Source organism: Acholeplasma granularum ATCC 19168 (genome assembly GCF_000526235.1).
GTDB classification, from domain to species: domain Bacteria; phylum Bacillota_I; class Bacilli_A; order Acholeplasmatales; family Acholeplasmataceae; genus Acholeplasma; species Acholeplasma granularum.
In genome coordinates this window covers 103008-124345 of record NZ_JAFR01000006.1, presented here as the reverse complement: position 1 = coordinate 124345, position 21338 = coordinate 103008, and the positions used below count along the sequence as shown (strand labels likewise).

The 21338-nt window shown below is 30.3% G+C and carries 17 protein-coding genes; all 17 read right to left on the bottom strand.

The genetic code is table 11. The features are described 5' to 3' along the window. Positions 1-22: 22 nt before the first annotated feature. The 17 genes from G324_RS0100980 to G324_RS0100900 all read right to left on the bottom strand — a co-directional run bounded on the left by G324_RS0100980 (position 23) and on the right by G324_RS0100900 (position 21334). On the bottom strand, positions 23-697 hold the full coding sequence (locus G324_RS0100980) for a putative N-acetylmannosamine-6-phosphate 2-epimerase (RefSeq protein WP_025724532.1): 675 nt from the start codon (positions 695-697) through the stop codon (positions 23-25). Between the two features lie 22 nt (positions 698-719). Then, entirely contained in the window at positions 720-1694 is a 975-nt protein-coding gene (locus G324_RS0100975) for a hypothetical protein (protein WP_025724531.1), read from the bottom strand. A 2-nt stretch (positions 1695-1696) separates the two neighbouring features. Beyond that, the gene (locus tag G324_RS0100970; RefSeq protein WP_035357014.1) at positions 1697-3253 is read right to left on the bottom strand and encodes an FAD-dependent oxidoreductase; all 1557 of its coding nucleotides are present in this window, start codon (positions 3251-3253) and stop codon (positions 1697-1699) included. A gap of 4 nt (positions 3254-3257) precedes the next feature. Beyond that, positions 3258-3989 (bottom strand): alpha/beta hydrolase family protein, encoded by a 732-nt coding sequence (locus tag G324_RS0100965; protein ID WP_025724529.1) that lies wholly within the window; start codon positions 3987-3989, stop codon positions 3258-3260. Beyond that, the gene (locus G324_RS0100960) at positions 3990-4724 is read right to left on the bottom strand and encodes an alpha/beta hydrolase family protein (RefSeq protein ID WP_025724528.1); all 735 of its coding nucleotides are present in this window, start codon (positions 4722-4724) and stop codon (positions 3990-3992) included. Next, the gene (locus tag G324_RS0100955; protein WP_025724527.1) at positions 4711-6222 is read right to left on the bottom strand and encodes a DUF4127 family protein; all 1512 of its coding nucleotides are present in this window, start codon (positions 6220-6222) and stop codon (positions 4711-4713) included. Before G324_RS0100955 ends, G324_RS0100960 begins: the two co-directional genes overlap by 14 nt. 14 nt (positions 6223-6236) lie before the next feature. After that, positions 6237-7589: an immunoglobulin-like domain-containing protein gene (locus tag G324_RS0100950; RefSeq protein WP_025724526.1), complete on the bottom strand. Its 1353-nt coding sequence runs from the start codon at positions 7587-7589 to the stop codon at positions 6237-6239. A 21-nt stretch (positions 7590-7610) separates the two neighbouring features. Then, on the bottom strand, positions 7611-8174 hold the full coding sequence (locus G324_RS0100945) for an SGNH/GDSL hydrolase family protein (RefSeq protein WP_025724525.1): 564 nt from the start codon (positions 8172-8174) through the stop codon (positions 7611-7613). A 77-nt stretch (positions 8175-8251) separates the two neighbouring features. Beyond that, entirely contained in the window at positions 8252-9745 is a 1494-nt protein-coding gene (locus tag G324_RS0100940) for an ABC transporter substrate-binding protein (protein ID WP_025724524.1), read from the bottom strand. Between the two features lie 18 nt (positions 9746-9763). After that, positions 9764-10810 (bottom strand): carbohydrate ABC transporter permease, encoded by a 1047-nt coding sequence (locus G324_RS0100935; RefSeq protein WP_025724523.1) that lies wholly within the window; start codon positions 10808-10810, stop codon positions 9764-9766. After that, complete coding sequence (locus tag G324_RS0100930) at positions 10794-11975, bottom strand: carbohydrate ABC transporter permease (RefSeq protein ID WP_025724522.1); 1182 nt, start codon at positions 11973-11975, stop codon at positions 10794-10796. Before G324_RS0100930 ends, G324_RS0100935 begins: the two co-directional genes overlap by 17 nt. Then, complete coding sequence (locus G324_RS0100925) at positions 11972-14476, bottom strand: DUF5696 domain-containing protein (RefSeq protein WP_162146776.1); 2505 nt, start codon at positions 14474-14476, stop codon at positions 11972-11974. The genes G324_RS0100930 and G324_RS0100925 overlap by 4 nt, the downstream gene beginning before the upstream one ends. 17 nt (positions 14477-14493) lie before the next feature. Beyond that, positions 14494-15177 (bottom strand): Yip1 family protein, encoded by a 684-nt coding sequence (locus tag G324_RS0100920; RefSeq protein ID WP_025724520.1) that lies wholly within the window; start codon positions 15175-15177, stop codon positions 14494-14496. Position 15178: 1 nt separating this feature from the next. Then, complete coding sequence (locus G324_RS0100915; RefSeq protein ID WP_162146775.1) at positions 15179-16615, bottom strand: NHL repeat-containing protein; 1437 nt, start codon at positions 16613-16615, stop codon at positions 15179-15181. Between the two features lie 9 nt (positions 16616-16624). Continuing rightward, positions 16625-17542: a carbohydrate ABC transporter permease gene (locus G324_RS0100910; protein WP_051457508.1), complete on the bottom strand. Its 918-nt coding sequence runs from the start codon at positions 17540-17542 to the stop codon at positions 16625-16627. Between the two features lie 4 nt (positions 17543-17546). Further along, the gene (locus tag G324_RS0100905) at positions 17547-18467 is read right to left on the bottom strand and encodes a carbohydrate ABC transporter permease (RefSeq protein WP_025724517.1); all 921 of its coding nucleotides are present in this window, start codon (positions 18465-18467) and stop codon (positions 17547-17549) included. After that, positions 18464-21334 (bottom strand): extracellular solute-binding protein, encoded by a 2871-nt coding sequence (locus G324_RS0100900; protein ID WP_162146774.1) that lies wholly within the window; start codon positions 21332-21334, stop codon positions 18464-18466. The genes G324_RS0100905 and G324_RS0100900 overlap by 4 nt, the downstream gene beginning before the upstream one ends. Between the last annotated feature and the right edge of the window lie 4 nt (positions 21335-21338).

The window sequence follows — 21338 nt, the reverse complement described above, 5'->3', positions numbered from 1 at the left end:
AAAATTACATATTTTTTACTCATTATTCTTGATTTAAGTAAGCATCAACAAATCGTTTTGTTATAGCTTGTGGACGTGTAATAGCACTGCCTATGACTATTGCGTGTGGGTTATATTTTTTTATTTCTATAATCTCTTCTACTGTTGATATTCTACCTTCAGCAATTACTGGTATATTTAAATCTCTTACAAGATCTCTTACAAGTTCAATATCAGGTCCAACAAGCTGTCTTGAGTATGGCGTGTATCCTGATAGTGTTGTTGAAATCATATCAAATCCGATTTGTTCTGCAAAGATCGCTTCTTCATATGTTGATATATCAGCCATAGCTAATAAGCCTGCTTCATGTATTAAATCTACTTTTGATTTTAAACTGACATTATCAGCATGACATCTATTTGTAGCATCCATTGCAATAATTTCACAACCTGATTTAATGAGTTCATTAATTTCTTTTATCGTTGGTGTAATATATACATCACATCCTGGATAGTCCCTTTTAACAAGACCTATTATAGGTAGATTTGTTTCTTCTTTAATGGCAATAATATCATTAATGCCATTTGCTCTAATGGCTACAGCTCCACCTTCTTTTGCAGCTTTAGCCATTTTTCGCATAATTTCAGGACCATGAAGTGGTTCATTTTCTAGTGCTTGGCAGCTTACAATAAGTTTGCCTTTTATAAGTTCTAAGATATTCATTTTAAGCTCCCCTTTCCTAGTATGATGTAGGGTGAATCTCAATAGATTCTCCACCTTTTTTTATTTGTTCTTCATTTTGTGTAATGGTAAATGATTCCACATTTGGACAAGTCATAACAGATTGTCTTTCTTTATTGAATGGAACTTTTACAATTTCATCTTCAATTTTTCTATATAAGTAAACAGATTCCCACGTTGCTTTTGTTACTTTAGCATCAGTTAGTTTCACATTTGAACCTTCATTACCATATTGATCAATTGAGTTTACTCGTTTAAATTCTGCATTTGATAATCCATGTCCTTCACTAAAAAACAGTGGACTATAGTAAGTAGATGGTTGGTTATTTTTTAGTTTGTATAAAGCTCTTTGATTTTTATATTTTTCTATAGTTGTTGTCTCTAATACTTCGATTTTTAATTGAAGGTAATTAGGTAGTGGGCTGTAAACACTCATTTTTATTAAATCCCCTGGGAAATAATAATACTCAAATCTAGTTGGATCTGATACATTCCATGAGTTAACATTATTTCTTTGCACGTTACCATTTTTATCAATTGCTTCACTATAAATATATCTATAAAAAGGACGATAGCTTACCTTTTTAGTACCATAGTTAATTGGTGTTGATGTATCTAGGGTTTCATAGCCACTCATTAAACCTAAACCAGCATCAGATTCACTTAAAGCATGCCCACCCATATAAATTGATGGACTATCTAAATAACGTTGCCAATGTGTTCTATTATCATGACCAAAACGTTTAGGATCCGGAATAAATTCTCCTAAACGAATTGTACCTTCAATACCTAACCACTGATCTTTTGATGAAAAAACTTTATGATACCAAGCACCTAAAAAACATTGAGGTGGAGGTGTTGGTTTTGTTTCTTCAAATGGTTTGTCATATACTTTAACATCATTAAAAGCCTCTAATGATACGTGGTGACTATCAAGTGTTGGAGTTACTAATTTATTTAAATCATCTTTCATAATTATTTACCTAATACACTTTCTGGCCACTGAAGAAGTATGCCTTGTTTTATAAGTAAAGCTTGGTAGTCTTTGAGTAATGAATCATTTTCATAGACAGCTTTAGGTGTTGTATTATTTTTTAAGCAATATGCTACTAAATATCCTGCAGATTCACCGATGTTCCATTCAACCGGATGTAGTCTATAACAACCATTTGTAACATGTGTTGTTCCAATATTTTTACATGCAGCAATTAAGTTATTGGTTTCAATCGGTATGAGTGCACCTAGGGGAATTTGGAATGGATATGTTTCATCAAAAAAGTATGTTTTTGTTTCTGTTGTCATATGTAAATCGATATGATAATGCCCAATTCCTATTGAATCTTTAAAATTAGGTGCAGTTTTTGCATAACGTTTAGAGATATCTTGTTCTTTAATCGTATATAGTGCTTTAATTCTTCTAGATTCTCTAATATATGGTGCCATAGCAAGCCCATCTTTTGTACCTAACACATCAGGTACTAGAAATATTTCATGATAACCAATTCCATTACCATCATCACGTCTTGCTTCGTTTTGTAACCAATAAACTAAAGAAAGTGTTAATTGTTTTGCTTTGTATTGATGATAAAGTGCGTTTTTATCATCATAAATATTACCTAAAATGTAATCATTTTGTGGCCAGTTTATGAGCATTACAGAAGCATTTACACCTTTTTTAAAGTGATTTTTTTCAATCACTTGTCGATATGTAAACATAGCAGGTGTATGCTCATATGGTTTTTCACCAAACATTGAAAATTCACGTTTAGAACCTTGATCTAAACCTGCAGCATACCAACTTAAAATGGATTCATTAAATGGCATAATATAATTTTTGAAATAATCATATAAGGCTGGCTTTTCCATTTTAGTTTTATTATCAGGATCAAATCCTACTGCAGCAGTCCAAGTAATCGGTTGCATGTCAAATGGTTTAGCTTCTTTAGGTGCATGTGGTTCACCTGTTTCATCAAAACTTTCAGCGCCAGTTACATATTTAGTATTTGTTAGTGGTAATAATTCACCAGTATCTGTAGCATCTAAAAAGTATTTTGCTTCTAAAATAAATTCTTTATTATCTTTTTTTAGAAGCACATTATATACTGTGTTATGATTGGTTTCACTACCTAACAATGTTGTATCTTTATAAAGTGTTAAGATACCGGATTCAATAAATGGCTCTAATAGTTTTTCTAAAAAGTGTAATGATATTCTTGGATCACTTGAGTTTTTAGAAACCCAACCATTTCCAGGATTAAATATGTCTTTTATTTTTAATTCATCAATAATATCTGGATGATTTCTATAATATGAACGAATATTTTCTCTAAAATCACGATATGTTTTTGTAGCTCCTGTAAACTCAATGAAATCATGTTCATCACTTGGTACACCTTGTGACGTTAATTGTCCACCAATCCAATGATATTGTTCAACTAAAGCAGTTTTAATGCCTTCTTTACTAAGTGCATAGGCAGCCATTATGCCACCTAACGATCCTCCGATGACTACTGCATCATATTTTATCTTCATCTTGCTAATCCTCTTTTAATAAAAATTTGTATGCATCATCAAACTGCTGTTGATTAGGCATATGTCCTGTATTATATATTTTTGTAGTAACATTTTTATGATCTTTTAACATTTCTACAAACTCTATAGGTATTACATCATCATTGATACCACCAGTTAAAAATAATTTTGATTGTATGAGATGTGAGTTTATCACTGGATCATGTAATTTTAAGTAATCTATACTTGATTGATAATAAAAGTCTTTTTCCCAATTTAATAATTTAGCTTTATGTTCATAAAACTTAACCATTGAAGGAGAACCAACTATAGATACCGCTTTTTTTAATGGGTATATTGTTGAAAAATATATTGAAATTGCACCACCCATTGATACACCAATACTGTAGAGTTCATCTTTTTTTACACGAGGCATAAATTTTATATACTTTTCATATAAAGTTTTGGCATCATTTGCACTTTCAATAATCATATGGCAAATATCTTTCATCTTTTCAGAATCAGATTTTAGTTCATATAAAGGTATTCTTCTTTCGCCATGTAATATTGTATCTAGTCCTACTACAATAAATCCTAATCTAGCTAGTGCATCTTCTCTTTTAAAATAATCTCCATCTTTATATCCATTAAATCCATGAAATGAATATATTACTGGTTTATCTAATGTATTATTTAATTCATAAATAGATATTGGAATACCGTCTAGATGAAATTTTCTTACAATAATTTCTTCCACTTAAAACACCTCGTTTTTTAAAAAACTATAACTGTCTTTAAGCATCTCATCAGTTGAAACATGACCTGTATCATAAAACTTAATGGTTGATTCAGGCAAGTATTCATGTAACTTAATTGCATATTTATTTGGAACAATTTCATCTTTTATTCCACATGCCATGTAAATTGTTTTTTCTTTTAATTTTAAGTAATTATAAGTAGGGTCTATTTTTTTATAATAATCTATTTTTCTATCATAGAAAAACCCTTCATTAAATCCATACATGTTTGCTTTATCTTCATAATATTCTACAAAAGATGGTGTTGGAACAATACCTATAATCATTTTTAATTTTGTATCAATCGTACCTAGGTAAAATGCTGTTAAACTTCCCATTGATACACCATAAGCATGGTAACTATCTTTAATAATTAAAGGCATCTTACTAAAGTATTTTGCAAATAAATGTTTTGCATCATGAGCTGTGTGAATGACTATTTCAATAATATCTTCATATCTTTTAACGTTTGAACGATTTTTCTCAAAATGAGACATACGTTCACCGTGCATGTATGCATCAATTGCGACTACATAAAATCCTAAGTTAGCTAAAATTTCTCCACGGCCCATGATGTTTGCATCTTTATTACCACTAAAACCATGGAAAAAATATATTAGTGGTTTTTCTTTGTTATCTTCAATTTCATAGGTTGTAAGGGGTATACCATCCAACCATAATTTATTTATTTTCATGTGCAATAACTTTTAATCCTGTTTCAAACATACGATTCCATGGTGAATAAATATCTGTTATTTCGAATGTATACTCACCATTTAATTCGTTTTTAATGAAATTATTTAGTTCTTTTTTAATTTGCTCAACCACTTTTCCTCTTTGTCCATCGATTAAAAAATAATTATTTGGTTCTTTAAGTGATTTAGCTACATTTTTTCTAACAACACTACAATATCCAAAATCTTCAACAAAACGTAACCCTAAAAAGTTAATGTTTTCTTTACGATTAGGATAAATTAAATCAAACATTCCTTGAGGTATACATGTACCTAAAGTATTTGAGGATGTATTCCATCCTGCATATGCAGATATTTTTGTTAATATACCTTTTTGACGTAAAAGTTTTAATAAGTTTAGGTCCCCACCATTTGCATAAGCAACATCGGCTATAATAACTTTTTTACCAATACTTAATGCATAGTTAGCAAATTCAACATATTCAATTAAGTTTCTGTTTGCATCATATGCTAGACTCGCTTCATGTTGATTATTTGCTTCAGTCATATCATTTGATGATACATTAATTAATAATGCAATTTCAGCTTCTTTAAGACTTGAAACCAATATACCACCTGCTGCTAGCACTTGATATTTAACTGTTTCATTTAATATTCTATCTTCGTATAAAGGAATTTGCATACCACCAGTAATTGAGGCATAATATGGATAGATGAGTGGTTTTTTATTTTCATATTGATTAATAAGTCTAGCTAGTAATGTATTTGTAACTTCATCAGCTCCTGGATACATATAACATGTTAGCTCTATATTTAAGTCTTTAATTGCTTTTCTAACTCTTACTTGATCATTTGCTGTTAAGCCGTAAGGACTTGAATCATCTTGTGGAACTATACCAAATTCTACAATACCTTCTTTAATAAGTTCTAAGAATGCAATGTTAACTTCAATATTTTTATCACGACGATCTAAATAATCCTTTAAGTTTGTATGGTCAATTGTTTTTTCAATTCTTTCAAGTGTTTTTGATTCTTCTTCAGTTAAAATACCTAAACTCTTTTTATGATTATATACGCCATAAAGATGTATTTCACGGCCCATATACTCATAATAATCAGGTTCTTCATCACTTGATGAATATTTTGGATTACGCATAATTAAGTTATATGCATAAATTTTAATATGAGGATATTCTTCTTTAATCATTTTTAATACATTTAATCTTTGAAGTAAGGTTTCTACATCATCATGATGTAGCCTTGAAGGAACAATACCCCCATAAACTAATGTATCAACTGCAATAACCATACCATCAACATCTTTAGCCACATTTTTTAGCCAAGTACTGATTTTATCTAAATCACCTTTTTGCTTTTTAAGTCCTAATATTGATAGATCAGGTGCAATAATTTCATAAGGCATGCCTTCTACTAGTAGTTGATTAAATTGGTAATTACATGGCCTTTCATCTAAAGGCAGGATTGCTATTTTTTTCAAATTAAATACCTCTTTTATGCATTATTTGGATGAATCATAACTGTTTGTCCACCAGTTGTTGGATCAACTGGAGTTGCTGTAAAATAAGATTCTAGTGGTGCACTTATAAAGTTTCCACGATTCATATTTAATACCACTCGGTATAATTTTCCATCAATCTTACGGTGTAGATATGTATTATGCCATATCATTTCACCAACACTTGAGGTTGTTGGAATAACTGGTTTACCTTCATTAGCTGATTGATCGATTGCATTTACACGTTTAAATTCTGTTTTAATATCACCATTTCCCGGACTAGAAAATACTGGTGACATAAAGTTTTCCGGATCTTTCCATCCATTATATGAACGTACATTTAATGAATACTCTAATGTCGATTTTTCTAGTACTTCGATTTGAAGTTGTAAATATCCTGGTTTTGGAGAATATAGAATCATTCTTAGGCGGTCACCTGGTAAAAAATAGTATTGTGTGTCATTAAAATCCCAGTTACCAATCATATTTTTAGTATTACCTGTAGATACGCTACTAACAGCATAAAATCTGCCATTTGCTCTATCATAACCACCGATATCATAATTTGATGTCGTAATATATCTCCAAAAAGGTCTAAATGCGTATGAACCTGTAGAAATTACCATACTTCCACTTTGATTTTTAACAAGTACTGTAGATAATGATAGACCTACATCAGATTCAAAAGTAGCATTACCACCCATATATATTGATGGATTATCTAAGTTCTTAGAAAATGGATCTATATTTAAGTTTTGATTAAATGTGGATTGATATCTATTAATATCCGGCATTGGTAATGTAAATTCTGCTTCTAGCCCAACCCAATAATCTCTTGATGAAAAAACTCTATGATAATATGCACCTTGAAACACTCTTGGTTTTTCAGGAATTGGTGATTCATTTGGAATAATTCCTGTAAAAACTGGATATTTTTCTACAAGTGGATAAACTTGAATAACAGTAATACTTTTAATGAGTTGATTGGATACATTTTGAGCTCTATCAAGGACAAAGAATACAACTTCATATGTTCCAGGTTTAGTGATATCAAATTCTCCAAGGTCTACTTGAATTTTATCTGTAATATCACCTTCTAGATTATCAAGTGCACGAAGCCCTTCAAATACATTAAAATCACTATACTGATTGACTGAAACTGTTTGTTTTGATGCATCAGAAAAACTTAATATTGGACTAAATGTATCATTTAAGTATTTTTCTTCATCAGGATCTACATCCGGATTCGGATCTGGATTTGGATCTGGATTAGGAACATCATTAGGTATGCAGCCAATAAGTGTAAATATGAGTAATAAAATTAATAAAATCGAATATATTTTTTTCATTATTTTCCTTCTTCCTGGTCTTTAAATAAATATGTCTTTAGCATTCTCTTTTAAGAATTCTAGATATGTTTCATATCCTAATTCACTTAAGTGAATACCGTCAATTGTGTAATGTGGGTTTAAATATCCATCAACTATGAATTTGCTATATAAATCAAGATATGTTGCTTTATATGCTTTGGCTTGATGTTTAATGAATTTGTTAATGAAATAAATATCTTTATTATATTCAAGAACATTTTCTTTTGTTAATTGACCTTCACTACGGCTATTCATTGGTAACATAGAAACTAAATAGAGATTAGTTCTGGGTAAGTTAACTGATATTAAATCAATTAATGCATCGTATGTTTTATAAAATGGAATTGTATATCCATGATCAAAGTAACGTACATTGCATAAAAAATCATTTATACCAATCATTAAAACAACGATATCCGGTTGATGTAGTCTTAAGTTTTTTACAAGTGGGATTGTTTCAGTAGTCTTATTGCCACCAACACCCATATTTATTATGTTTTCATAGTTACTTAATAGTTTAAATCCTGCTGTAATTGAATCGCCCATAAATACAATTTTTTTCATTTCGACCTCTTATTTAAACACTTGGAAGAGCGTCACCAATTGATGACGCTATCCATATGAATTTTTTTTAATAATAATTAATTGTAAAAACCTTCGCCTAGTTTAAATCTTTCAATTAAGATTGCACGTAGACTTGATTCAGTTGAAGTCATTACGTTTCTGACATCACCTGAACGAATAGATTGTTGAATCATAAGCATAAATGAACCTTCTACCTGGTTTAAAGATTCAGCAACACTATAGAAATTATCAGGATAAGTATTATCAATTAATTCTAAGTGAATTTCACGTGAATCAGCACTTTCATAACTTGAACGTAATCTAGTGTTATAGAAGTCATCTTGTACTTCTTCTAATGTTTCAGGGAAATATTGCATATCTGCCCAAATTTTAAAGATTATTTCATCGTGAATCATTAAATCTTCATACCCTGGAGGTATGTTTGCTTTTGCAAATGATGAGGATATAACGTGTGTTGATTTTCCACCTACATATAATGATCTGTAATTAGATTTGTCTTCATTAATATTAGGTCCTACTGGATATGGTATAAAGTTAATTGGAAAATTAGCATTCCCCCATTTGTTAGATGCAGTTATATGCCATGATTCACCATCTTGGAATACAACATTACCAGCTGAAAATTGTGGTTGTGAAGTATTTGATAAACTTGCATCATCAATCCACATACCTGGTACTTGATATAATCCGTTTAAGTACTCAAGTGCATCCAGTACTGGTTTAGAAGTTAAGTATGTATTGAATTCATCATCAACTAATTGCCCACCGTTTGCACCGATAAATCCGTATGCCCAGTTATAAGTTCTTCCACCAAATACGTATTGAGGACCACCATCTTCATCACTTCTTAAGTGATTTAAGCCAGATTTAAGTGTATTAGCAAGTTCAGCGAATTTTTCCCAAGTCCATTCACCTTTTTTCCATAGTTCTAATGGTTCGTTTTTTCTAGTTGTTCCTAGAACTCTTCCCATTAAATCAACATTATAATATAAACCTTTATCAGCAATTGGGAATTGGTCATCATAACCATAATAGCTACCTTTAACTAAACCAAATGCTTTTTTAGATTCCCAGAAGTTTTTTGAGCCATAAGCATCAATATAATCATCTAAAGGAACAATTGCATCTTGCTCAGCTAAGTTACCAAGAGATGTTGATATAATTTCATATACATGCGCTGATTGTGTTTTAAGTGCAGATTCTTCGATAATATAACGTTCTCTAGCTCCACCCCATGAAGCATTTGTTGGATATGTTTGGAATACAACTTTGATGTTATATTTTTCTTCTACTTTACTAATAAGCGCTGCTTTTTCTTCTTTGAATAAACGTTCGTAAATAGATGATCTTGGATCACTTCTTTGACCATTGTCAACCATAATAACGAAATCAATTCCACCTAAATCATATTTTGTTTCATCCGGATCTGGGTCTGGATTTGGATTTGGATCTGGATCTGGATTTGGATCTGGTTCGTTTGTTCCAGGACCACATGCAACTAAAACAAATAAAAATAGAACCGAAGTTAAAATTATAAATATTTTTTTCATATTTTTCTCCTTTATTTTTTAGCCTACTAGGCCACTTCGTTCAATACCTTCTGTAAATAATACTTTTTGAATCAATAAGTAAAAGATGAGTAGAGGAATCATTGCTAACATTGCTGCAGTATTTAAAATCATTGAAGTAAAGAGTGGATTTTGAGTCACATCTTGATCAAATAATTCCCATACACCTGCTTGAATAATTGCTCCTTGAATTGCATTTCTAATGGACATCATCTTTGTTGTGAGGGTAGAAAAATCACTGTTGATTTTAGTAACAAAGTTGGCTGTAAAATAAGAGTCATTCCATTGCCATACAAAAGTTAAGATTGCTGTTAAAACCATTGCTCCACGAGCATTTGGTAACATAATTCTTGTAAATACTTGAAGAGGGTTTGCACCATCTAAGTAAGCTGCCTCTTCTATTTCTTCTGGTATACCTCTAAAAAACTGTCTAAATAAGAATATAAATATACCTGCTTTAATACCCATACCGGTTGCTGCAAAAATATACATTGTATTAGGAGAACCTAATAAAGACTTACCAGTGCCTAAAAAGTTCATTAAGTTAATTTTCAAAGGCAGTTCAATTGTAGATGGTGCAACAATAATTGTTGCAACCACAATTATAAATAATATGCCTTGTCCCTTAAACTTTAATCTTGCAAATGCATAACCTGCAAGTGCTGTTGTTAATACTTGTAAAATAGTTACAACTCCACTAAGTATTATTGAATTTTTTAATGCGTTCCAATAATCTAGTACAATTGCTGCAATTTTTATATTTTGTAATGAGAAGTTTTCAGGTATCCATACAACTAATGCTTTATCAATATCACCAGGTGCACGTAGTGCAATTGATATTTGCTGTAATAAAGGATATAAAATAACAAATGCTAAGCCATATAGTAAGAAATATTTCATTAATATTGCAGCTTTTTCTAATAATAACTCAAATGTCATTTTACGTTTGTAAGTTGTTTTTAATCTACGATCATAAAACTGTTTTGATGAGTCTTTAATTTTATCAAATTGACGATTTAGAAAGGTTGTTTTAGTTTTTGTCATCATAATAGAATACTCTCTTTCTCATCATTAGATAAACTAGTCCAATAATTGCAATGTTAATTATAAAGTAGCTCATTGAGATACTTGCTGCTAAGCCATATCTATTTTCGTTCATTGCAAAATCTAAGAATCTATATATTGGAGCTCTAGTAAATGAATCTATGACTGTATAAACTGCTGCAGTTAGTATAAATGGTGTAATCATAGCAATCGTAATTTTCCAAAACATAACATACTTTGAAGCACCTTCTATTTTAGCAGCCTCGTATAAATGATTGGGGATGGATTGAATTGCTGCTATAAATATAAGGATTTGGATGCCTGATAGATTTACAATCATAAATATTCTATCAACAGCTTGTAAGATGATACTAATTAAATCTCCACCAATACCTATTTCTAAGAAAAAGGAGGATAATTGTTGAACAAACATTTGGTCTGCACCAGTAGATGAGTCGATGTATTGACCAAATCCACGTGTGAGTGTGTCTGAAATTAATGTGAAGTTATATATTACAGGGATGAAAAATATGGCTTTAATGATAGTATGGCCTTTAAATGGTTTACTTAAGAATACTGCAATTAATATAGAAAATATTAATATGATTGGTAAATCGATAAGTAAATTTTGAACAAATAAGTAGAGTTCAACACTAAATACTGTATTGCCATCTATCACATAACTTCTGAATAAGTGTATATAGTTTTCTATGCCTACAAAACTAAATTTTAATCCATCACTTGAAGGTGCTACCGTATTAAAGCTCCACCATATTGATTGGAAAAATGAAGGTAAGAAAAACAGTAACATTCCTATAAGCCACGGAATTGTAAAGATTATACCCCAAATATATTTTTGATATTGATTAGGTATTCTTGAAAACCATTCTTTAAATATTTGATAATAACTACGTTTAACTAACCTTTGTTTTTGAATGTCTAATAATCTTAGTGATAATCTGTTAATCGTATTTTTGATTTTTTGGTTTTTATCTGAAATTCTAACAATTTTTTTAATATATCTAGAATTTTCTTTACTCAATAAGTCATTGATTAGTGTCTCATTTTTTGATAATTTATGCTTTAATTTTTCAATTCTTAATTCTGTTTTTATACGATGGTTATCAAGTTGGCTGATATCGACATATTTTACTTGTTTTTCTTTCATGATATCACCATATAACTTTCTGTTTCATAGTTGATTTGTATTTTTAGGTTACCTTCATATGTGACTTCAACAAGTGATCCTTGTGGATTGAGTACGCGGTGATTGATTATTTCTTTATTAAATATATTTAATCCTTCTAAAGTATCATATATATTTTTTACATCATTTAACCAGTAATTATAATAAGTTGAGATTAAGTAATTATATTCTGTTTTAATCAGTTTAGTTGTTTCATCATTTGTAAATGTAAACTGAATATTCGCACCTGTTTCAATTGCCTTTAACATATGCCATTTAACATTTTTACTGTCATCTATATTAACTGATTCACCTGCATAATTGAAATATCCATTTAAGATTAGTGGTACAAATGGAATATCATAATCAACAATAGCATGCATTGTACCTTTCATATTTAAATCAAGGATTTGATCACTATATATCAATGCATATAAATTAGGATTTCTAAGTTGTATGTTATGTTCAGCTAATCTTTGAATAGTTGCTTGTTGATTGGAGATTACATCATATCTAAACATTGTGTTTTTCTTATTTAAGTTTGATGCAAGTTGTGATCCAAAGTCTGTTAATGCTATGTTACTGGTACCTAAACTGTTTGTTGTTTTAAGTATGTTTGATATCACACGGTCTGTGGCTGATGTGTTTTGTATATAACTAATGGTCTTAGTTTTATCAGCTAATGAAGTTGCAGGACTATATGGATATCTGTATATTGGATTATGGAAAATAGATTCTGTCACATCTTTATCTAGATTTAAATTATTTTTTGTGTAAGCGTAAAGTGTTGTAAACTCTAAGAATAAATCAATGTCTTCATTTTTTAATTCACTGATTAAATTACTTAGTTGTTTTCTAGTTGCAATATTCTTGTTGTAATCAGTTTTAAGATACGTTGTTGGTTTTACTCCTTGGTTTGAAAAGCCTTGATAGGTCATACTAAAATCATTAATGCCTAGGTTCTGAATTTCTGATTTTATATTTTTAACACCATTTACATTTGTTAATGATTCAACAGATTGATATGGAAATCCTAAGAAATACTTCTTATCTAAATATCCACCTAACATTGTAATATGTAGTTTTTCTTGACTTTCAATTTTTTCAAGTAAGTAAGTTTCTACTAAATGTGTTTGATAGAGTTTTGCCATATCAAAGTATGTAGAATTTTCTTTTTCAATAAACTGATATGATAAGACAAAATCTTCAGTATTATATGGTACAGTCCACGTTGTTACACGGTGTTGATTGTTTAAATTTTGGAATATAAATGCATCACGTTCTCTTAAGAAGTATCTATAATGCGCATAAGGTATTTTTTGTGTAATGGCTCCACCACTAGACTCAGTTAAGTAGCCAGCTCTTAGTGTAGACATTGCATCACCTTCTAGAATAATTCCAATAAAACTATAACTGTTTTTATTATATCCATACATTGGATATGATAATCTTTCGTTTGATGCAGGTTTAACTTGATGTGCAGTTCCAATTGATAAATCAGAACCATAAACACGTTTTTCATAGCCTACTGTACTATATTTTTGATTGTTATGATTAATAAATATACCGGAACCATCAGGTATTACTGTATATCCTTCATCACCTAAATTACCAGCTCCAAAATATGGAAGTATATCAATATAAGCAATTGGAAATTCTTCAGATTCTACAATGGAATCATTAACTAAACGTATGTCTAATCCTAAATTTGTTAGTTTATATTGAACTGCGAATTCAAAATATGGTAGTTGTAGAGCTGTTGGCAGTCCATAACGATTTGAATCTTCTAGGTACTTTTCATATGTATAGAGTGAATGGTCAAAAACTAAACTATAAATGATATCAATTGAATCTTGAGAAACCAGAGTTCTTAGATAATGTTTTTGATCATTTGCTACATAGTTATACTGTGATTTTAAGAATCTTAAATCTCGCCCTTCAACTAAACCTTCTGTAACTTTTTCCTCTAGGGGTTCGATGATTAATGTATTAAAATCTTCATCTGATACTTGTCTAGGTAAATCAACCATTGAAAGATTATGTTTACCACCAACTTTATAAAGAACCTCAACCATGTCACTTGTAACTCTAAATTCAAAGTTTTGGTACTGAATTGATTCATCATTTACACTAACTCTTCTAGATGCTTCAATTTTTCTTTCGTAAAATAATACGAATAATTCTCTTGCATCTGCAGGAACGAGTAATGTTTCATGTTTAGGTGTTGAATACCATGTTTGATTTGTATCTTCATCAAATAATTCAAAATTTGTATCTTCTGTATTTAATGTAAATTTGTAATCTGTATTTTGTAGTGTAATAGTATCATCACTAAAATCTTCTTTTGCGATAAATCCTGTTTTGTTATATTCTGGTCTTGGTATGTAAACTGTTTTATGACTAAAAACTTGTACAGCTACAAATGTGACTAAACTTATAACCAATAAAAGGACAATGCTATATTTAAATATTTTTACTTTCATAATGCCTGCCTTTCATCTTAAGAATTTCGCATAATGAATTCATTATAAACTTGATCAATGAATCCAAATACTTGTTGGAATAAAGTTAAAATAAGTAATCCTACAAAGATAATTACTGCTACTGCAACAATTGTTGCAATAATTGTAACTAAAGTTTTTGCAAGGCCATACTCATGTATAACTAATAATCCAAATAAACCCATGTATCCTGTCAAGAATACTCCTATACTATTAATTGTTGTATAAATTGCTAACTCTTCTTGTATAAGGAAATTTGATAATATAGTCATTGGTATACCAACCCAAACTAGTGGGATGATAGCATAAGCTATTACTTTAAAAATTTCACCCATATTTCCTTTACCATCAAATAATGAAGTAATTGACCAATTACCTAAAGTAATTAGTAATATTGGGACTGTAATTAAAAAGAATGTACGAACAATTGAATAATTACCAACAAATGGTAAGCTAACTAAAAATCCTGAAGCTGTAATTTGTAGTGCACTAGTTATTACTAGTAGAAATATGTATATGATAGCAACATGATATTTTCCCTTTTTATCAAACTTTAGATCTTCCCATCCTTTAAATGGATGTGTCATGATATAAAGCGGAAATTTAAAGAAATCTTCCCATATGTTTTTTAAGAATTGGACATAATCGAAATTTATGAATTTATTTTTAACTTGTTTAAACATTTCAATCATCTCCTTCTCGTTTAATTGCTTGTTTCACTGATTTATAAATTACAAAACCCATTACTACAAGGCCGGTAACTAAGACATATGGTAGGAAGGTTGCTAATTGCTCATTCCTATATTGTTCATATGCTTTGGAGTAATTATAATAGTCATAACCTAATTCAAAATTATGCATTGCATCCTTATAATTACCTTCTCTTAATTGTGCTCTACCAATACCTGCATATGCTAAGAAGTAGTTTGAATTTAATTTTAATACTTCTTGCCATGTATCTTTAGCTGCTTCATAGTTCATTTCATTGTATTGACCAAGTGCTTCGTTAACAAGTTTTGCAAACTCCACAGGTTCAAATACTTTAATACTTTTTGATGTATTATCTGTTACTAAAATTAAATCATTAAAATATGTAATGGAAGTTGGACCAGATAGTTGATCTTGTAAACTACCTTTACCAGCAGAAATATAAAGTAGGTTTCCTTCTTTATCATATGTAAATATTCTGCCACGATTTTGATCTAGTATGCTATATCTTTGCATCGATTCATGTACAGCTATATCAATGATTTGTGATGGTCCAACATCTGTTCTTGTATCTGTATCTTGAGTGTTTGCATCACCTACCACACCAACTAATCCCTTATTTTCTAAGACATTACGTCCCTTAAAGTTTAGTCTTTTAACAGGTTGCCAAAATTCTGCACGTGAAGCTGTATACACATAACCATCTGAATCCATGTCTAGTGAAGTAAAACTTGATTGTAGATTTAAAGCCATTTTATCACGTTGTTCTTTGGTAGAAAATCGGTAAATTAATGCATCTAGTACACTTAATTGAATTGTATTTGTTCCGAAATAACGGTTAAAATTACCTTCTTTGTCAAATTCCATAATTCCTTCAAATACGTTGAAGGCAATAATATTCATTCTTCCTGTTCTATCTACAGCGATTCTTAAGGGTTTAAATTCTAAAGAATCAAATATGACATCATTTGGATTTTTGACTTCTCTTACAAATTGTTCTGTTTCTAAATTAAATATTGCTACTCGATTATTACTATAATCTGATACATAAAGCTCATCATTAAATACGTATATACCTTGAGGTGAGTTTAATTTTCCATTTAAATCTGATTCATTTGGTAATGATTTAACATATTTAAATTCAGAGTTGAATATATGCACTTTATTTGCTGTAGCATCTGATACATATAAATTATTTTCATATACAAATATATCTCTTAAATCACCTAGTTGAATTGGATTTCTTAAATCGGCTTCATCAACTATATTTGAGTTATCAATAACTCTTAATAAGTGCATAGATTCTGATGATGCAATCTCTCCCCAGTAAGCATAGTTATAAGGTTGATCGATTGCTGCAGTACCAGTTAAAATAAGTGTCAAGGTTTGTATAAATATCATTATTTTCATCATATGCTTGACCTACTTAATTCCTGAATGTGCCATTGTATCGATAATCTTAGTTTGACTAATAATAAAGACTGTAATTGGCACAATCAACATCAGTAATGCAACAGCTGCAGATGCACCTGTTCTTGCAATACCACCAGCAACAATTTGTTGTAAAGCAAATGATAATGGTTTAAGGTTTTCTGTGAAAATAAACGCACCACCATCTGTTGACCATAATTGTTGAAATAAAAGGATTATAACTGTTAGCCATGCTGGTTTTACAAGTGGCATGACTACTTTAAAAAATATTCTATATTCACCAGCACCATCTATACGTGCTGCTTCTAATAATTCTGTTGGTATAGTCACCATAAACTGACGCATTAAGAATAATCCTAATGTAAAGCCCCATGATGTAATAATAATGGACCATGGTGTGTCTATTAATCCTAACCAAGATATTACTAAATAGTTTGGAACAACTGTGACTAAACTTGAAAACATTAATGAATATACGATTAATTGATTAATTAAAGCTTTTCCTGGAAATTTTTGTTTAGCAAGTGGGTATGCTGCAAGTGCACCAAATAATACGTGACCTGAAACCCCAAAAACTGTAATAAATAGTGTATTATAAAAATATCTTGAAATTGGAATTCTTGTATTTCCAATTAAATTAAATAAATCTGTAAAGTTTTCAAATGTAAAGTTTCTTGGAAATAACTGAGGTGGGAATAAAAATATTTCATCAAGAGGTTTAAACGCGTTTGCGATTGTAAATACTAAAGGATAGGCACTAAATAATCCAAATCCAATGAGTAGGATACCAATAAAAAGGTCTCCTTGCCATGAACGGCTAAGTCTTTTCTTACCTTTGGGTTTAATTCTTTTTTTCTTAACATTATCTAACTTTAATTTTGAAATTATACTATTTTGATTGTCATTCATAATATTAAGTACCAACCCTTCTAAGTAATTTTTGAACTGCCAAGTTAGCAACCATCATTAAAATAAATAGTATTGTAGCAATTGCTGATGCATAACCTAATTCCATACGTTGTGATCCCGCACCAAAATCCATTAGGTGTGTAATAATTGTATGTCCTGAATATTCAACTGAAGGAAAACCAAGTAAAGCTGTGGAAACTGTTCCAATTCCAAATGATGCTGTAATTTGCATTAAAGCACCAAACATAAGCTGGGGCATCATTTGAGGCAAAGTAATATACCACAGTTCTTGCCATCTATTTCTAATACCATCAATTGCAGCTGCTTCATAAAGTGTTTTATCAACTGTTTGAAGACCAGCAACAAATGATAAGAAACTAATTCCTAAAGACAGCCATAATTGAACAATGATGATAATTGGAAGTGCATATTGAGGTGTTTTTAGCCATAGTATGGGTGCATCAATAATATTCATGTTAATTAAAAATGCATTTAAATATCCATACATATCGCCATTAAATATTAATTGCCATAATAAGAATGCAGAACCACTTATTGATGGTGCATAAAATACAATTGTTAGTATCCATCTAATCTTTGGTGGTAATTCATTAATTAACCATGCAAAGATAAAGGCAGCTGCATAACTTACAGGTCCTATAACAACTGCAAGTATTAGTGTGTTTCTCATTGCTATTAGGAAGACATCATCATTTAGTAATAGATATGTATAGTTATCAAGGCCTACAAATTTCGGCGGATTTAACATATCGAAAGTTGTAAAACTTAGGAATAAACTCATGATGACTGGTAGTATTGTAAATACAAAGAATATGATTAAAAATGGAGCCATCATGCCATAATAAACTTTATTTGCTTTTATTTGTTTCCATATACTTTGTCTTTTTGTTAATTGTTTTGTCATAAGCCCAACTCTTTACGCTTTCTAGCAATCTCTTCATTGATCTTTAAATGATATTGATATAGTGAATCTTGAGGTGTAACATTACTGTTTAATACCGCTCTAAATGCATTATCAATATGACGACCAACAATATAATCTCCTGGCACAGTTGGTAATCCTACAGCTAATTGTCTTTGTTCTTTTAGCATTAAGTAGTCTTTAGTTGGCCACGGAAGTTGTTCAAATGCTTCTATATTTGCTGTTGGGTATCTTGCAGCAGAACCAATAATTGCTTCCATTGCTCGAGCATAATCTGTTTGAATATCTTTCGATAACCACCACTTCATAAACTCCCAACTCGCATCTTTTTCTTTTGTATTATTCATAATAATAGTTGCTGATACAGTAGAAACAGAATGTCTGTTTAATACGCCATCAACAATTTTTCCCGGTATTAAACCATAATCCCACTGACCAGAAATTTCAGGTGCAAATACACTTAATGTATTATATAGTGAGTAATTGGCAATACCAATTGGCATTTCACCACTTCTAAAACGGTTAGCAAAGTTTGCTTCTAATGAAAATTCGTAATCTGTATATAATCTAGTAAAATCTAAAAACGCATCGATATTTGGTTTTTCTAGCATTCCTGATTCTGCACCATTATTTAGATATAATTCCCCGCCATACTGTTTAATCATTGCATACAATACTGTTGACATTGCACCTTGTGATACAGGTACATAAAACTCTAAATATCTACGTTGTAACAGTGGCGATATATCAATAACTTCTTCCCATGTTGTAGGAATTTGACTAATGCCTACAGTTTCTAAAATATCTTTTCTATAAAACATAACTAAAAAATCTTCTGTATCAGGTAATCCATATGTTTTTTGATTAAACGTTAGTGCTTCAAGAGCTGATGGATTAAATCTAGATGCTACTTCTTCATAATCTGGAAACTCTGTTAAATCAACAATCGCATCTCTAATTCCCCAGTTTACTGGAGTTTTTTGATCTACACCAATTGCGACATCAGGACCATTGCCTGATAGTGTTGCTTGTAAGAGCACACCCATATTAACCATTTTTAAATTGACATTAATATTGTGTTGTTCTGTAAAGGATTCATCAATTAATTGACGTAAGAATGTAGTTTGATCTCTACCTGTACCAACCCAAACATCAATAGTTGGCCCTTCTACTTCAAAACCTGTACCAAAATCTGAATTATCTCTAAATGAACCAAAGAATAAAACAATTTCATGCCACATTTTTTGAAAGAAATTTTGTTTGATTTTAGGTAATTTATAATCATCACCTGATAGTATAATTTGATCAATTGTAAGTGGCTGTTCTGAAACTGAAATAACCCATGAACCTAGTGCAGATATATTTTGTTCAAATTCTCTTAATCCGTTTTGTACATTTTTTTCATCTTCTAAAAACTTCTTGATTTGATTTGAAGTACGATCAAATGCTGAAATGAGTTGTGATCTACCACCAGATGTTTGAATTATTTCATCACGAATTGATTGCAATTCATTTTCAAATGATAGTAATCTTTGATTAAAGTTTGGAACATATCTTGTCAGTAAATAATCTGCATAAGCATCAGGATTTAATCCTGTGCGCATAACTACTTCTCTATAAAATAATCTGAATTCTTGAATAAGTACATTAACTCTTTGAACAACTGAACCATACATACCTATATTAGCGGCTAGTGATATTTCATTTCTTCCTGCATCTAAATATACATACATAGCATCATCATTACCTAATGTAACGTATTGAAGATTACTACTATATCTAAATTCAACTTGTTTAGCTTCTTCAAATGGTGTTTTACCATTGATTTTTAAACTTCTAGTACTTGATTGTCCACTTGAAAAGTTTTGCATAACTTTAAATGTTAATTTATAAAAACCAGATTCGCTAACATTAACATCCCAAGTAACTTCATCACCAGCAACTCGCCAGTTATTTCCACCTATTGCATTGTATCTTGTAATAAATGCCTCATATGGTGTAAATTTAGGTGTGGAAAACTCAGCTATTGGATTTAAAGAAGGAGAAGTTTTTAAATATGCTTCTTCAGCTTCAATCGTGTAATTAGAATTAATTATTTTTGCACCAGCGGTTGAAAGTTCATTATAGTATGACTCATAGGTAGGCACTTTATCTTCTTGAAATAAATATAATCTACCAATAACAAACGGTTCTCTTTTACTCTCTAATGTTATTTCGTTTAATCCATCTTTAAAATAGAAAAAATATGACTCATTATAATATCCTACACGGTCCTTAAATGTGTCAGTTGTCCATAAATGAATCTCATTTTGTCTAGGTCTTACATCTGATTTTCCTTTAATTCTACCTTCTGATACATTAAATGCATCTTCGAAGAATCTGTGTAATGTAATTGATTTAGCCTCAACAAATGGATATACGCCATTAATTTTAATTGATCTTTCTATATTAGAACTTCTACCTAAAATTGAATAATAGTCTAATCCAATATGATAATAACCAGCCTTTTCAACATTTAAACTAAATGTAATATCACCTGACTCAGGAATATAAAGGCCATCTTTTCTTACATTTAAATCATCTTGAAAACTATCATAATAGGGAACATCGTTTTCAACAAGACCATTTTCATATTCAAAAAGAGTCAAATCAACATCAACTACTTCATTAGGGAAAACAGCCGTTTGCTTATTAACATACGTTTTATAAGTACCATTTTCATTATTATCAAGTTCATAAATGGAACCATTATAACTACGCGGAGTATATGCGCTTACATTATTTTGATTTGAGAATAATATTCCTACTCCTATTACTACTAAAAGTAGCATTATAATTATTTTTTTCATAAAA